The 15926-nt window shown below is 39.6% G+C and carries 8 protein-coding genes, 1 tRNA gene and 2 rRNA genes; 3 read left to right on the top strand and 8 right to left on the bottom strand.

All coding sequences use genetic code 11. From position 1 onward, the window contains the following. Window positions 1–63: 63 nt before the first annotated feature. The 5 genes from Ami3637_RS12010 to pflB all read right to left on the bottom strand — a co-directional run bounded on the left by Ami3637_RS12010 (window position 64) and on the right by pflB (window position 8633). Window positions 64–2955 (bottom strand): 23S ribosomal RNA (locus Ami3637_RS12010). Window positions 2956–3240: 285 nt separating this feature from the next. Next, window positions 3241–3317: transfer RNA gene (locus Ami3637_RS12005), tRNA-Ile, on the bottom strand. Window positions 3318–3354: 37 nt separating this feature from the next. Next, a 16S ribosomal RNA gene (locus Ami3637_RS12000) occupies window positions 3355–4871 on the bottom strand. The 16S and 23S rRNA genes sit together here with 1 tRNA gene alongside, the layout of an rRNA operon. A gap of 570 nt (window positions 4872–5441) precedes the next feature. Continuing rightward, complete coding sequence (pflA, locus tag Ami3637_RS11995; protein ID WP_162362794.1) at window positions 5442–6149, bottom strand: pyruvate formate-lyase-activating protein; 708 nt, start codon at window positions 6147–6149, stop codon at window positions 5442–5444. Between the two features lie 255 nt (window positions 6150–6404). Continuing rightward, on the bottom strand, window positions 6405–8633 hold the full coding sequence (gene pflB, locus Ami3637_RS11990; protein ID WP_334297053.1) for a formate C-acetyltransferase: 2229 nt from the start codon (window positions 8631–8633) through the stop codon (window positions 6405–6407). 918 nt (window positions 8634–9551) lie between these two features. Here pflB and Ami3637_RS11985 point away from each other — a divergent pair. Further along, complete coding sequence (locus Ami3637_RS11985; RefSeq protein ID WP_162362792.1) at window positions 9552–10793, top strand: AI-2E family transporter; 1242 nt, start codon at window positions 9552–9554, stop codon at window positions 10791–10793. Window positions 10794–10851: 58 nt separating this feature from the next. Here Ami3637_RS11985 and Ami3637_RS11980 read toward each other — a convergent pair whose 3' ends face one another. After that, the gene (locus tag Ami3637_RS11980) at window positions 10852–11502 is read right to left on the bottom strand and encodes a GntR family transcriptional regulator (protein WP_162362791.1); all 651 of its coding nucleotides are present in this window, start codon (window positions 11500–11502) and stop codon (window positions 10852–10854) included. A gap of 205 nt (window positions 11503–11707) precedes the next feature. Between Ami3637_RS11980 and Ami3637_RS11975 the strand changes: the two genes are divergently transcribed. Then, the gene (locus Ami3637_RS11975) at window positions 11708–12478 is read left to right on the top strand and encodes a dimethylarginine dimethylaminohydrolase family protein (RefSeq protein WP_162362790.1); all 771 of its coding nucleotides are present in this window, start codon (window positions 11708–11710) and stop codon (window positions 12476–12478) included. A gap of 134 nt (window positions 12479–12612) precedes the next feature. Continuing rightward, window positions 12613–14064 (top strand): basic amino acid/polyamine antiporter, encoded by a 1452-nt coding sequence (locus tag Ami3637_RS11970; protein ID WP_162362789.1) that lies wholly within the window; start codon window positions 12613–12615, stop codon window positions 14062–14064. A 112-nt stretch (window positions 14065–14176) separates the two neighbouring features. Here the strand turns inward: Ami3637_RS11970 and Ami3637_RS11965 are convergent, their stop codons facing one another. Together Ami3637_RS11965 and Ami3637_RS11960 are read right to left on the bottom strand one after the other, a co-directional pair. Beyond that, the gene (locus Ami3637_RS11965) at window positions 14177–14941 is read right to left on the bottom strand and encodes a CPBP family intramembrane glutamic endopeptidase (RefSeq protein ID WP_162362788.1); all 765 of its coding nucleotides are present in this window, start codon (window positions 14939–14941) and stop codon (window positions 14177–14179) included. Window positions 14942–14943: 2 nt separating this feature from the next. Continuing rightward, window positions 14944–15915, bottom strand: a complete 972-nt coding sequence (locus Ami3637_RS11960; RefSeq protein WP_162362787.1) for a CPBP family intramembrane glutamic endopeptidase — start codon at window positions 15913–15915, stop codon at window positions 14944–14946. Window positions 15916–15926: the final 11 nt, after the last annotated feature.

Here is a 15926-nt window from a genome sequence, read left to right as displayed (position 1 = left end):
GAGTGTACTCTCAAAACTGGATAACATACTTTTCTATCAGTTTTATTCCTTCTTGAAACCATTTTGGTCAAGCGTTCGACCTATTAGTATCGGTCAGCTCAATACATTACTGCACTTACACCTCCGACCTATCAACGTGATAGTCTCTCACGGGTCTTACCATTTCTGGAGGAAATCTATTCTTGTGGGGGGCTTCGCACTTAGATGCTTTCAGCGCTTATCCCGTCCATACGTGGCTACCCAGCTATGCTCTTGGCAGAACAACTGGTGCACCAGAGGTATGTCCATCCCGGTCCTCTCGTACTAAGGACAGCTCCACTCAAATTTCCAACGCCCACAGCGGATAGGGACCGAACTGTCTCACGACGTTCTGAACCCAGCTCGCGTACCTCTTTAATGGGCGAACAGCCCAACCCTTGGGACCTACTTCAGCCCCAGGATGAGACGAGCCGACATCGAGGTGCCAAACACCGCCGTCGATGTGGACTCTTGGGCGGTATCAGCCTGTTATCCCCAGGGTAGCTTTTATCCGTTGAGCGATGGCCCTTCCACTCGGAACCACCGGATCACTAAGCCCGACTTTCGTCCCTGCTCGACCTGTTTGTCTCGCAGTCAAGCTCCCTTCTGCCTTTACACTCTTCGCGCGATTTCCGACCGCGCTGAGGGAACCTTTGGGCGCCTCCGTTACTCTTTAGGAGGCGACCGCCCCAGTCAAACTGCCCGCCTGACACTGTCCCAGTACCGGTTCACGGTACATGGTTAGAACTTCAACGTTACAAGAGTGGTATCCCAACGGTGGCTCCCCCAATACTGGCGTACTGGGTTCGTAGCCTCCCACCTATCCTGTACATGCAACGCCGAAATCCAATATCAAGCTGCAGTAAAGCTCCATGGGGTCTTTCCGTCCTGCTGCGGGTAACCGGCATCTTTACCGGTACTACAATTTCACCGAGTCTATTGTTGAGACAGTGCCCAGATCGTTACGCCTTTCGTGCGGGTCGGAACTTACCCGACAAGGAATTTCGCTACCTTAGGACCGTTATAGTTACGGCCGCCGTTTACTGGGGCTTAAGTTCTGTGCTTCGGTTGCCCTAACACTTCCCCTTAACCTTCCAGCACCGGGCAGGCGTCAGCCCCTATACTTCAGCTTTCGCTTTAGCAGAGACCTGTGTTTTTGGTAAACAGTCGCCTGGGCCTTTTCACTGCGGCCTGCTTTCGCAGGCACCCCTTCTCCCGAAGTTACGGGGTTATTTTGCCGAGTTCCTTAACAATAGTTCTCTCGCTCACCTTAGGATTCTCTCCTCATCTACCTGTGTCGGTTTACGGTACGGGCACCTACATTCTCACTAGCGGCTTTTCTTGACAGTGTGAAATCAGCTGCTTCGGTACTTTAATTTCCCTCCCCATCACGCCTCAGAATTGAACCGGCGGATTTGCCTGCCTGTTCTCCCTTGACGCTTAGACGCACTCAACCAACGGTGCGCTCAGCTTATCCTTCTGTGTCCCCACTTCGCTCAAACGAATTTCGGTGGTACTGGAATCTCAACCAGTTGTCCATCGCCTACAGCTCTCGCTCTCGGCTTAGGCCCCGACTAACCCTGAGTGGACGAACCTTCCTCAGGAAACCTTAGATTTTCGGTGGACAGGATTCTCACCTGCCTTACGCTACTCATGCCAACATTCTCTCTCGTATACAGTCCACCAAGACTTCCATCTCAGCTTCTGCCCGTATACGATGCTCCTCTACCAATTACATTACTGTAATTCCAAAGCTTCGGTAGTAAGTTTTAGCCCCGTTTATCTTCGGCGCAGAGCCACTCGACTAGTGAGCTATTACGCACTCTTTAAATGAGTGGCTGCTTCTAAGCCAACATCCTAGCTGTTTATGCAGCTCCACATCCTTTTCCACTTAACTTACATTTTGGGACCTTAGCTGTTGGTCTGGGCTGTTTCCCTTTCGACTATGAAACTTATCTCACATAGTCTGACTCCCAAGTATAATACTTCGGCATTCGGAGTTTGATAGTTTTCGGTAACCGGTGAAGGCCCCTAGAACATTCAGTGCTCTACCTCCGAGTATCTCAATCTTGAGGCTAGCCCTAAAGCTATTTCGAGGAGAACCAGCTATATCCGGGTTCGATTGGAATTTCACCGCTATCCACACGTCATCCCAGCCTTTTTCAACAGACATGAGTTCGGTCCTCCACGAGATTTTACTCTCGCTTCAACCTGCACATGGATAGGTCACCCGGTTTCGGGTCTACAGCATATAACTTGACGCCCTGTTCAGACTCGCTTTCGCTTCGGCTCCAGTGCTCCAGCACCTTAACCTTGCTACATACCATAACTCGTTGGCCCGTTCTACAAAAAGTACAAGGTCACTTGCGCTCCCTTTGCTTGTAAGCATAAGGTTTCAGGTTCTTTTTCACTCCCCTCCCGGGGTTCTTTTCACCTTTCCCTCACGGTACTATTCTCTATCGGTCACTAGGTAGTATTTAGGCTTGGGGGTGGGCCCCCGGCTTCCCACCGGGTTTCACGTGTCCGGTGGTACTCTGGATCCACTCTGCATTTTGTGCATTTCGTCTACAGGACTTTTACCTTCTTCGGTCTGCCTTTCCAAACAGCTTCGACTATACACGCCATACGTGATGAGTGTCCTCAACCCCATAGTAAACTATGGTTTGGCCTCTTTCCCGTTCGCTCGCCGCTACTTAGGAAATCGATGTTTCTTTCTCTTCCTCCGGGTACTTAGATGTTTCAGTTCCCCGGGTTACCTTCTCTGTGACTATTTTATTCATCACAGGATACTTACGCATTACCATAAGTGGGTTTCCCCATTCGGACATCTGCGGGTTGACGGATGTTTGCTCCTAACCGCAGCTTATCGCAGCTTGCCACGTCCTTCTTCGGCTCCTAGTGCCAAGGCATTCACCTTATGCTCTTATTCGCTTGACCATAAGCGTTTTGCTTATCTAGCGTTAGATAAGACTTATATTTTTTAGACTTACTTGTTAATTAACTCGTAATTCTCTGGTTTCTCGGTTGAAATCGTAGTTATTTTACACCCGACATCATTCTTTTAGACATCTCTGTCCGAAAAGACTTTTGTCTTAGTTCTATAACTGTTTGTTATCTTTCGATAACCTCGATTTCGTTGTCATATTTGTGTTTTTTAACACTTTCTGATATTTTGCATATTATCCAGTTTTCAAAGTACATTTAGAACCCTTTTAAAAGTTCTGGTGGGCTTGGGAGGACTCGAACCTCCGACCTCACGCTTATCAGGCGTGCGCTCTAACCACCTGAGCTACAAGCCCATATAAACTCATAGTGCAAAAGTTATAGTCTCCTTAGAAAGGAGGTGATCCAGCCGCACCTTCCGATACGGCTACCTTGTTACGACTTCACCCCAGTCATTGGTTTTGCCTTAGGCAGCCTATTTGCTGGCCAACTTTGGGCACCCCCAACTTCCATGGTGTGACGGGCGGTGTGTACAAGACCCGGGAACGCATTCACCGCAGCATTCTGATCTGCGATTACTAGCAACTCCAACTTCATGTAGGCGAGTTGCAGCCTACAATCCGAACTGGGACTGGTTTTGGAGATTTGCTCCACCTCACGGTCTTGCGTCTCTCTGTACCAGCCATTGTAGCACGTGTGTAGCCCAGAACATAAGGGGCATGATGATTTGACGTCATCCCCACCTTCCTCCGTGTTATCCACGGCAGTCTCAATAGAGTGCCCATCTTACTGCTGGCAACTATTGACAAGGGTTGCGCTCGTTGCGGGACTTAACCCAACATCTCACGACACGAGCTGACGACAACCATGCACCACCTGTCTCCTCTGCCCGAAGGAGGGACCTGTTAAAGTCCTGTCAGAGGGATGTCAAGTCCTGGTAAGGTTCTTCGCGTTGCTTCGAATTAAACCACATGCTCCGCTGCTTGTGCGGGTCCCCGTCAATTCCTTTGAGTTTCACACTTGCGTGCGTACTCCCCAGGCGGAGCACTTAATGCGTTAACTGCGGCACCGAAGCCTTGCGGCCCCGACACCTAGTGCTCATCGTTTACGGCGTGGACTACCAGGGTATCTAATCCTGTTTGCTCCCCACGCTTTCGTGCCTCAGTGTCAGTTACAGTCCAGAAAGCCGCCTTCGCCACTGGTGTTCCTCCTAATATCTACGCATTTCACCGCTACACTAGGAATTCCGCTTTCCTCTCCTGCACTCAAGTCTCACAGTTCGCAGGGCTTACAATGGTTAAGCCACTGCCTTTCACCCCACGCTTACAAGACCACCTACGCACTCTTTACGCCCAATAATTCCGGATAACGCTTGCCCCCTACGTATTACCGCGGCTGCTGGCACGTAGTTAGCCGGGGCTTCCTCAGAAGGTACCGTCATTTGTTTCTTCCCTTCCGACAGAGCTTTACGACCCAAAGGCCTTCTTCGCTCACGCGGCGTTGCTGCATCAGGCTTTCGCCCATTGTGCAATATTCCCCACTGCTGCCTCCCGTAGGAGTTTGGACCGTGTCTCAGTTCCAATGTGGCCGATTACCCTCTCAGGTCGGCTACTGATCGTTGCCTTGGTAGGCCGTTACCCTACCAACTAGCTAATCAGACGCAGGCCCATCCCTTACCGATAAATCTTTGACATCTCAAACATGTGTTTATGATGTGTTATGAGGTTTTAATCCCGGTTTCCCGAGGCTATCCCTCTGTAAGGGGCAGGTTGCCTACGCGTTACTCACCCGTCCGCCGCTTTCCATTTAATCCCTAGACCGAAGTTTCGTTCATAAATTTCTCGCTCGACTTGCATGTGTTAGGCACGCCGCCAGCGTTCATCCTGAGCCAGGATCAAACTCTTTATTAAATGGTATTTAAATCAGATTTCTCTGAATCAAATCAAGTTTGAGCTTCTGCTCGGCTGAAACGCTTCGCGTTTCGCTTCTCTATTCTTTATGCAAAACATAAATCCTAGAATTATTGTTGTTTTTTAAGAAATTGTACGTTGACTTCCAAAACAAGTTTGGTTATCTTACCAATCGTTATGATTGTTTGTACTTAGTATCGAGAACAACTTAATGTTCTCTTGACTAATTCTTTTACACTATGAAGTTTTCAAGGTTCTTGTGCCACAGTAAGTAGTTGTTTGCGCTCACTTGCGACAGCTATATTAGAATACCAAAAGTTATATGGCTTGTCAATAGATTTTTTCAATTTTTTCTATTTTCTTCGATTTTATTTGTTTTTATTTGGTAAGATCACAAAATTGTAATCTCTTTTGTCTGATTTTCCTACATTATAATATAAAGTTCAAGCATATTAAATAAGGGTCTGCCAACAACAACGAAAAAAGGATACCCTTTAGAAATCAGGCATCCTTTTTATTTTAACTCAACTTAAATATATAACAATCCAACTCAACTTTTTAATTTTATGTTTAAAAACTCACCAATGCGCTTAACTTGTTTAACTCTTTCTGATCCATTGGTTCAACATCTTTCAGCCTGTACTTAATGCCAAGCTTTTCGTATTTTTCCACACCAAGGTTATGATATCCCAATAGTTCTACCTTATCTACATGCGTTATCCTCTTTATAAACTCGTTCAGACTCTTTATATTGGCCTGTGAGTCATTTATCCCCGGGACAATCACCTGACGCACCCAGACATGTTTTCCGTGCTTGTTAATTAAATCTATAAGTTTTAGCAGATTATCTTGCTTCTTACCAGTAATATCCCAAAACTTTTCCGGTTGGGAATGTTTTACATCAAGCAAAACCATTTCACACTCTTCAATGACTTTCTCTGTAAACTCATCAATATAAGTTCCGCTTGTGTCTATGATAGAATTGATACCTACTTTTTTTAGTGCTCTTATAGTCTGTATAAGGAATTCTCCCTGTAAAAGAGGTTCTCCTCCGGAAAAGGTTACGCCCCCCTTTTCTCCATAATAGCTCATACCTCTTTTAGCTCTGTCTACAATTTGTTTCGTTTCGACTTCACTTCCTCCATGAACATCCCAAGTATCAGGATTATGACAGTATGCGCACCTGGCAGGACATCCCTGTAAAAAGACTACTGTTCTTATACCCGGTCCGTCTACTGCTCCAAAAGTTTCAAATGAATGAAGTCTTCCCTTTACCATAATTAATCACCTCAAATAATAGATTTAATAAATTACTGCCTAGTATATCATATCTCTATTGTGTCCGCTATGCTCAAACCTTTATACGCAATACTAAAACTAATTTTAAGATAACACGAGACACTTATTTAAATAAGTGTCCCATGCCATACATTAAGTTAGTTTTTTCATGAGTTTTCCACTCATTTGAATCTTGCGATTCAGTGTAAGGTAATAGTTTATCATAGCTATGAGGAATCATAGATAAGATACGTATTAAATGGCCTTATGGAAGGTCCTTGCAATTACTTCTTTTTGATGATCTCTGGATAAAGCATTAAATTTAACTGCATATCCAGATACCCGGATAGTTAAATTAGGGTATTTATCTGGATTTTCATAAGCATCCATTAACAATTCTCTGTTTAACACGTTTACATTCAGATGGTGAGCACCTCTGCTAAAGTATCCTCCCATCAGCCCTACTAACGTGTCTTTCTGCGCTTCTTTATCCTTACCAAGAGTATCAGGAGTAATGCTGAATGTATAGGATACACCATCCTGGCAGTCTTCCCATTTCACTTTTGATACGGAGTTCAATGAAGCTACAGCACCTAAAGAATCTCTGCAATGCATTGGATTGGCTCCAGGAGCAAATGGTTCTCCTGCCCTTCTTCCATCCGGAGTATTGCCAGTCTTCTTTCCATACACAACATTGGAAGTAATGGTTAAAATTGATAAAGTATGCACTGCATCTCTATAAGTTGGATGACTTCTTAGTGCATCGATAGTGCCCTTGGTAAGCTCAACTGCAATGCTGTCCACTCTGTCATCATCATTACCATACTTAGGGAATTCCCCTTCCGTTCTGTAATCAACAATTATCCCCTCTTCATTTCTGATTGGATATACTTTTGCATATTTAATAGCACTAAAGGAGTCAGCAGCTACAGAAAGTCCTGCAACACCAAAAGCCATCAACCGCTTAACTTCTGTATTTAAGAATGCCATCTGACTTCTTTCATAGTCATACTTATCGTGCATGAAGTGAATGATATTCATAATATTTACATACAACTCACACAACCAGTCTTTATATATGTTAAACCTTCGCATGGCCTCTTCATAATCGATAGGTCCATCACCTTTGATTGGTTCCATCTGTGGTCCGCACTTCATACCAGTTCTTTCATCGATGCCACCGTTTAAAGCCAGACAAAGAATTTTAGCAAGATTGTATCTTGCACCAAAGAACTGCATCTGCTGACCCATCTGAATAGCGGATACACAGCAGGCAATTGAATAATCTTCCCCATAAGAAGGTCTCATGACATCGTCATTTTCATACTGAATTGAGTCTGTATCTATGGAAACCTGCGCACAGAACCTCTTGAACGAACCAGGTAGTTTATCTGACCAAAGAACCGTCAAATTTGGTTCAGGGGAAGGTCCAAGATTATATAAGGTATTTAAATATCTGTAAGAACTCTTTGTAACTCGTGTTCTTCCGTCAGCGCCCATTCCCCCAATTCCTTCTGTAATCCACATTGGGTCTCCGCCAAATAAGTCATTGTATTCTGGGGTTCTCAGATGTCTTGCAACTCTTAGCTTCAAAATAAAATCATCTATGAATTCCTGAATCTGCTCCTCTGTAAATGTCCCATCAGCTAAATCTCGTTCTGCATAAATATCTATAAATGTAGACGTTCTTCCTATGGACATAGCAGCTCCATTTTCTTCTTTTATCGCACCAAGATAAGCAAAATATAGCCACTGGATAGCTTCTCTTGTGTTTGCAGCAGGCTGTGAAATATCATATCCGTATCCTGCGGCCATTTGTTTTAGTTCCTGGAAGTAATCTATCTGTTTCTGTACTTCTTCAATCAATCTTATTGTTTCTTCAGTCATTGGGCTTTTATGAAGAGCCTGTTTATCGTTTTTCTTTTCCTGTATTAAATGATCTACACCATAAAGAGCGGCTCTTCTGTAATCTCCAATAATTCTTCCCCGTCCGTATGCATCTGGCAGCCCTGTAATAAATCCAAGCTTTCTCACTAAAAGCATTTCATCTGAATAAACTTTAAACACACCATCATTATGTGTAGTGGTATACTTAAATTGTTCTTCGATACTAGGATCAAGTTTCACGCCATAAGCTTCTGCAGACTGTCTGGCCATTCTTATACCCCCGAAAGGGCAGACACCTCTTTTCAAAGGCTCGTCAGTCTGTATACCAACAATAAGATCCTTGTCTTTGTCTATATAGCCCGGTGGAAAGGTAGTAACTCTCATAATACGACTGGCATCTACTGCCAGCACCCCATTATTGGCTCTTTCCTCCCTCAGTAAGTTCTGTACTTTTTCAGCGACCGCTGTGGTTCTTGAAGTTGGGCCTGCCAGAAAAGTTTCATCTCCTTCATATGGAGTATAGTTGATGTTGATAAAATTATCTACATCGATTACATCATTCCATGCTCCGCTCGTAAATCCGTCCCATGCCTTAATCATATAAATTATCCTCCTTGCTTTTTAATCAAACCTTCCTTTTATCAGAGCACTAAAATTAGAAAGTCCAATCCTGCAGAATGTAGCATTGATTCATCAATATATTGACCTAGAATTAGCGTTTATATTCAAGAATACGTTATATGTATATTGTATACATGAGTTCTCGAAAAAAAAGGAATCCGAAAACTTTGCTCTGTTGTCTTTCGTATTCTGTATCTTGTATACATAATATACCCAAACAGTATTTTCGTCAAACATTTTTTTGTGATTTTTTATTACAAATTATTTAAAATATATCCTTAAATTTTGCATGTTTTCAAGGGAGCATCTTCCCTTATTGAATTTTCAACATTCGACATTTTTTGCATAATAATGCTTTTGTTCTGCGGCATATTTTCCGTAAAAATTTATGTTTTTCTCCCTGTCAGTGAACTCTTTTTATATGAAACAAATGCTCACTAATCATAAGCTGAATGTTTCCAGCAAAGGCACAATTTAATTGATCATACATACGCCCCTCACTATTCTTATAAATTTCGTGGGATGGTATAAAGTCCATCAGGCTCATATTCTTGCACAAAGCCAACTCCTCTCTGTCATAAACATTTCCTTGCAGGGAATTTTTCTTTCCTTCTTATATACTTATATAATTGAACTTCTTTCTGAGTAAAATTCTTCTGATTAATCTCTCTTCCTGATTGGTAAATGCTGCATTCCCCCTGCAGGAGTAAGCAATTCTGGTATATTTATCATAATTAAATATTTTCTCCTTGTTTGTATTTGTGTTAATCTGTATAATAATGGATATAATTCTTTTAAAGATTATTCTCTTGAAATATATGTAAATTTTTCATCATTCTCTTTAATGAATTGTGTTAAACTATATAATACTATCTAATATTGAAAGGTGCACGTATGTCAAATTTTAAAGATTATCTCCCAGAAAAACACTGGTGGAAATACAGTATCTTTATAGCCTGTACTGCTGCTATATTGTATGCTTTATATTTTATAATAAAAAACTCAAATTCTATTGCCGTTAATGTGATGGACTCTTTATCCAGTGTATCTGCTTCATTAACTCCACTTTTTATAGGATTGGTACTTACTTACTTACTTAGTCCTCTGGTAGACATCATCAATAAAAAAATCATGAGTAAAATTATTTTTACCCACACAAAGGATTCAGCAAAATTAGAGAAACTGGAAAAAACTAAGCGGCTCATCAGTGTCATCTTAACATATATAATCATTATTGCTATAGTAGTGGTGATTATATACGCATTCGCTGTTCTGATACTGGGGCAGTTTGTTTTTACAGGGATAGACAGTATGGTAAATGCGGTTATTAATTATGTGTCAACTTATGAAGTCAACATAAAAACCTGGATTGCTGGGCTACCTGAAATGGGTCTGGCTGAATATGTCCATGAGTTTGCAAACCGTGGAATGCTCTGGCTCTCTTCACATTTTAGTGCGGGTTCTGCTATCAACTGGATTACAGGCATTAGTGGAAGTATAGTCAATCTTGCTATTGGTACCATCATAAGTATCTATATACTTATGGATAAAGACTTTTTTATTCATCTATGGAGAAAATTTTTACATCTGGTATTACCGCAAAAAGCCAATGCCATATTAACTGAAACATTAAACGATATAAATAACGTGCTTTCCGCCTTTATCCGGGGAGCTTTGCTGGACTCACTGATTATAGCTATATTGTCTTCTATTGGACTTTCTATTCTGGGTCTTGATTTTGCTGTTTTTATCGGTTGCTTTGCCGGTATTTCCAATATTATTCCATATTTCGGTCCCATACTGGGAATGATTCCGGCATTTATTGTGGGAACTTTTACAGATGGTCTTACCCAGGGTATAACCGCAGTAGTAGTATTACTCATTGTCCAGCAGATAGACTGCAACCTGATTTATCCTAAAATTGTGGGATCAACAACAGGGCTTCACCCACTATTTGTATTACTGGCTGTGTCTGTAGCAGGTTATTATGGTGGAATTGTGGGAATGATTCTGGCTGTTCCTATTGCAGGAATCATCCAGACCTTTATTTTAAAATGGGTAAATTCCAAAGAAGTTAAATTAAGCACAAAACTTGAAAACCATGTTTCTTCGGACAGTTCCCACGTTAAAGAATAGTTCATTTAACCAGAAATCCCGCAGCACATCACGGACTGCGGGATTTTTTATTAGATTTTTAAATTGTAACTTCTGTATCCGATTTCGATGGATCCCAATGGACCTCCCTGATATAAGCTTCCAGTTCAGCAGTTTTATGATTCTGAAAGAGTTTAAGCATTTCTTTGTGCTCATTATTCGTATCATACAAAACTGTTTTTGCATCTTCCATATGGGGTAAATCATAATTTTTAGTCATAAATTTATTTTTAAGTTTTAGCAGAGAATCAATGAGTATGTCATTTCCACACTCTACCAGATAAAGCTGATGAAAGATTTCCTGCTGTTTATAATACATTTCGTAATTTCCAGCATTTATAGCCACATCCATACTTTCAATATAAAACTCCATATCTTTCAGAGTCTTTTCTGATAATCTGTTGCATGCCAGAACGGCAGCATATCCATCAAGCACGCCAACTACTGCATAAATTTCAGCTGCTTCTTTTGAATCCAGTTTTCTCAGTACAAATCCCTTTCTCGGTACGTTTTCCAGGACATTTTCACTGGAGAGCTGTATAAGTGCTTCTCTAACTGGAGTACGGCTGATATTCAGCTCCTGGCAGATTTTATTTTCATTTATTTTCTCATCCGGCAATAAATTGCCTTTTAATATCTGATCAGCAATATAATCATATACATGATCTTTTAGGGATTGGAATTTATACATATAAGACCTTTCTTTAGGCATGTTCATTTATAGAATTATTATGGATTTATCATATCATTAGAAATTATTAAAATCAAGAAATAATATATAATATATAAAACAATATATAAAATATAATATAAAATATATTGACAATGCTATGTATACAATATATTATATATGTAAGAAATGTTTAAAAATTCAATCAATAATGGAGGTAAAAAAAATGTTTAAAAATTGTATCGTAAGAAGACCATGCAAAGCAATGGTAGAAGGTATTACATCTGCACCAGAATTAGGTAAACCAGATTATGAATTAGCCCTGAAGCAGCATGATACATATATAGAAGCATTAAAAAAGTGCGGTGTTGAAGTTACTGTACTAGATGCCCTTGAAGAATATCCTGATTCATGCTTTGTAGAAGATCCAGCCGTTATTACAAGCAAATGTGCTATTATCACGAACCCAGGTGCAGGCACCAGAAACGGTGAAAAGGCAGAAATTTTACCTGCCATTAAAAAATTCTTCAGTGATGACCAGATTGAATACATTAAAGAACCAGGTACCCTGGAAGGCGGAGATGTTATGATGGTTGGCGACCACTTCTATGTTGGACGTTCTGCAAGAACAAATGAAGAAGGTATCAAGCAGTTTATCGCTATTCTTGAAAAGCATGGCCTAACTGGATCAGAAGTTCCTCTTGAAAAAGTACTTCATCTGAAGACGGGCGTAAACTATATCGAAAACAACAACATGCTGGTTTCCGGTGAATTTATTGACAAACCTGACTTTGCTAAATATAACAAGATTGTCATTCCTGACAATGAGTCTTATGCTGCAAATTGTATCTGGATGAATGGTACAGTTATTGTCCCTGAAGGATATGCTGCAGTTGAAAAAGCAGTAAAAGATGCTGGCTATGAAGTTATTCTAGTAGATACTTCAGAATACAGAAAACTTGATGGCGGTCTTAGCTGCTTATCTTTACGATTCTAAATTCCTGTCTGTTAATAATGAAATTTGAAAACTAAAATAAGTCCATAGGTTATATAGTTATAAATTAAATTGTAGGGGATGTTTGTAACATCCCCTACAATGGTTTGGTCCTTTTACAGAAAGGGGATTATTATATGAACGATAATTCTTCAGATCAGACTAGAAATCTCGGCACTATAAAATTAACAATGTTTGCAATCGGCACTACCCTGGCCAGTGGAGTATTCAGTTTATCCGGCGACTTCGCTGCAGGTGGTGCACATACATTAGCAGTATTAATTGGATGGCTTATTTGTGGTATAGGTATGCTCGGTCTTTGTATGTGTTTCTTCAGGCTAAGCTACGTAAAACCAGAACTGACAAGCGGTATATATAATTATGCAAAATCAGGTTTTGGTGAATACATAGGCTTTAATGCTGCATGGGGATACTGGCTAAGTGCCATTTTAGCTCAAATATCATTTGTCACTTTATTTTTTTCTGCTCTAAGTTATTTTATTCCTGCCTTTGGTTCAGGAAGTAATTTATTATCAATCGCTTGCGGTTCTATCTTTATATGGCTTATTACATTACTTATTCTGCGAGGCGTCAATGAAGCTGTAACCATTAATGTAATTGTGGTCTGTGCAAAGCTTTTACCTATTATGGTAATGGTTGTGGCCATTATATTTGCAGGAGCTTTTGATCCAAAAATATTCATGGAAAACTTCAGAGGTGTTGATGGTGGCATGAGTCTGCTTGAGCAGGTTAAATCTACCGCGTATGTTACCGTATGGGTATTTATCGGGATTGAAGGAGCAGTAGTTATCTCCGGCAGAGCTAAAAGCACTGCTATTGCCGGCCGTGCAACAGCTATATCTTTTTTATCATTATTAATATTATATGTACTTATATCATTGCTTAGTATGGGTGTCCTCTCTAATGAAGAGCTGGCTGCTCTTGGGAATCCTCCAATGGCCGGTGTACTAAAAGCCGTTGTAGGCCCTTGGGGTGCAGCATTCGTAAATATTGCAGTAATCATTTCATTAGGCGGTGCCATGTTTACCTATTCTATACTTAGTATTGACAGTGCATATGGTCCTGCGTCACAGCAATGTTTTCCTAAATTTTTTACAAAATTAAATAAAAATAATTCACCTGTAGTATCTGTAATCACTACAACGCTAATCGTACAGGCATTTTTAATTATTGTATATTTTAATGAATCGTCCTATCAGGTTTGTTATACACTGTCAACAAGTGCTATTATGTTTCCTTATATTTTCTCTGCACTATACTGTCTGCAAATCACCATGAAAGGTGAGGGTCTTGAGCATGCCAGTACTGCTGAAAAATCAAAGGCATGGATTTTTGCTATCATAGGAACCGTATATGGAGCATGGCTCCTATATGCCAGCGGAATTACCTACATATTAATTTCTGCATTATTATACGGACCTGGAACCTTGCTTTATATATATACCAGGAAACAGCAATGCAAACCATTGTTACCAGCTAAGATTGATAAAATCGGCTTTATAATCATGTTATCTGCATTCGTCCTCTCTATAGTAATGCTTTATAACAAAACCATTCAGCCATTTTAACCATGCTGGCACACCTAAAAAGACGACTGAAAATGCTCAGTCGTCTTTTTTATTAATCATACTCTATATTAGTTTTTATGTGGTTATTTAAATTCCCTGTCCAAGAGCGGATCTAATTTTTTCTTAGCAAATTATTCTTTATATAGATAATATCCAATAAAATTGATATAGCAAAACATATAAATATTATTAGTATTATTACAGAAGTTTCAGTTTGTCCTTCAAATTTTATTGTAAAATGGGTATATTTAGATACAATAGGAAGTATAAATAAACTTGCATTATTTAATGCATGAAAAACCATACAGTTCATAATACTTTTTGTCTGCAGATACATTATTGCACATAGGATACCAAAGATTATTCTTCCTAAAATATTTAAATCCATATGTACTATTCCAAATATTATTGCTGAAACAAAAACTGATGAAATTGAGCTAAATTTTAATTTTAGGCGATTTAATATCACACCCCTAAATATTAATTCTTCAACTACTGGCGCTAATGTTATTCCAAAAATTACATATAAAGCAGAAGGAACTCTTATTAAAGATTTGTCTCCTACAAAAAAACATAATCCTAACCCGATGTACATTCCAATATTTAAAAAATATAAATGTGCTATTTTTTTGTAATTAATCTTTTTTATCTCATAAATGAATTTCTTATTATTAAATAATTCCTCTTTATAAAATACATATATAAACCAAGCCAAAACTAATGTATTTAATATAATTTCAGCAAAAAACTTATCGTTTGCATAAATGTTTTTAAAAAAAGATATTCTTAAAATTATAAAAGTAAAAACAATTGCACAAATATAGATTAGAATTATCTTGCTTATTTTAATTTTATCAAATAGAGCATTCATATTCATCACTATATCCTTTCAATTCCCAACATAGCTGTCATAAACATGACTGAAAGGAAAAGGATCATTCCAAAAGAGGAAAAAACCTGCCTGTAACCCTTACAACGATTTCCCCTTATATACGCTTTGATATCTATACGGTTTCTTATTATAATCACAGATGCGCCTACTAAAAATATACCCTGTATGATATACCAAATTATTTCTTGTGTAGAATCACTAAAATGAGAAAAAGCATACCCCAAAACATCACCAAAAATGCAATTGTTAATGATATGTAATGCCATTGCCCATTTCATGGAATATTCCATGGTTGCATAAGCTAAAACTAGACCAACTACAAATGCAAACAACCCCTGAATAAAATTCCCATGAAATGCCCCAAATAACACAGCTGAAACCACAATAGCCAGCTTTTCACCATACTTTTCAAGACCTCGAAGTACAAAGCCCCTGAAAATCAGTTCCTCTGATAATGGACCTATGATAGAAGCATATAAAAACATCGAAATAGTAGTGCTGTATCCCGTTGCCGCTTCCAAATCGCCTAACATGGAAAAACCCAATTTATTTAAAACATTTTCACCAGCCATTGAGCTTATACTGAAAACACACTGGACTGACATAAACACAAATAGGATTTCCACAAAATTTTTAACATCCATTCTTTTATTACTGCAACCAATCTTATTTATCAATCCTAACTTTCGAAAAAATAAGATTAAAAACAGCATTCCCAAGCTTACTGCAACAATATATTCAATGCCTGAGGTCATCATAGCGGATTCAATTTCATTAAATGCTGCATCGCTAAATCCCCCTTTTCCCCTCACTTCAATAACAACCATTCTAACTATTACCCCTGCTATAGTTACCATAATCATAAGAAGTGAGTAAATTAAAACTCCTATGCACAACCTATTTACATTTGCTTTTAGACTTCTTTCCCCATTAAAATTAACTGCAACTTCTGAATTCATATATATTACAC

The sequence above is a fragment of the Aminipila terrae genome, from assembly GCF_010120715.1.
GTDB lineage: Bacteria > Bacillota > Clostridia > Peptostreptococcales > Anaerovoracaceae > Aminipila > Aminipila terrae.
The sequence above is the reverse complement of the archived record's forward strand: the minus strand, read 5'-3'. Positions and strand labels throughout refer to the sequence as shown.

Coding starts and splice junctions, on each gene's coding strand:
- pflA (WP_162362794.1), bottom strand. CDS start 6,149: ATGGTAAAGGGAAGACTTCATTCATTTGAAACTTTTGGAGCAGTAGAC.
- Ami3637_RS11985 (WP_162362792.1), top strand. CDS start 9,552: ATGTCAAATTTTAAAGATTATCTCCCAGAAAAACACTGGTGGAAATAC.
- Ami3637_RS11980 (WP_162362791.1), bottom strand. CDS start 11,502: ATGTATAAATTCCAATCCCTAAAAGATCATGTATATGATTATATTGCT.
- Ami3637_RS11975 (WP_162362790.1), top strand. CDS start 11,708: ATGTTTAAAAATTGTATCGTAAGAAGACCATGCAAAGCAATGGTAGAA.
- Ami3637_RS11970 (WP_162362789.1), top strand. CDS start 12,613: ATGAACGATAATTCTTCAGATCAGACTAGAAATCTCGGCACTATAAAA.
- Ami3637_RS11965 (WP_162362788.1), bottom strand. CDS start 14,941: ATGAATATGAATGCTCTATTTGATAAAATTAAAATAAGCAAGATAATT.
- Ami3637_RS11960 (WP_162362787.1), bottom strand. CDS start 15,915: ATGAATTCAGAAGTTGCAGTTAATTTTAATGGGGAAAGAAGTCTAAAA.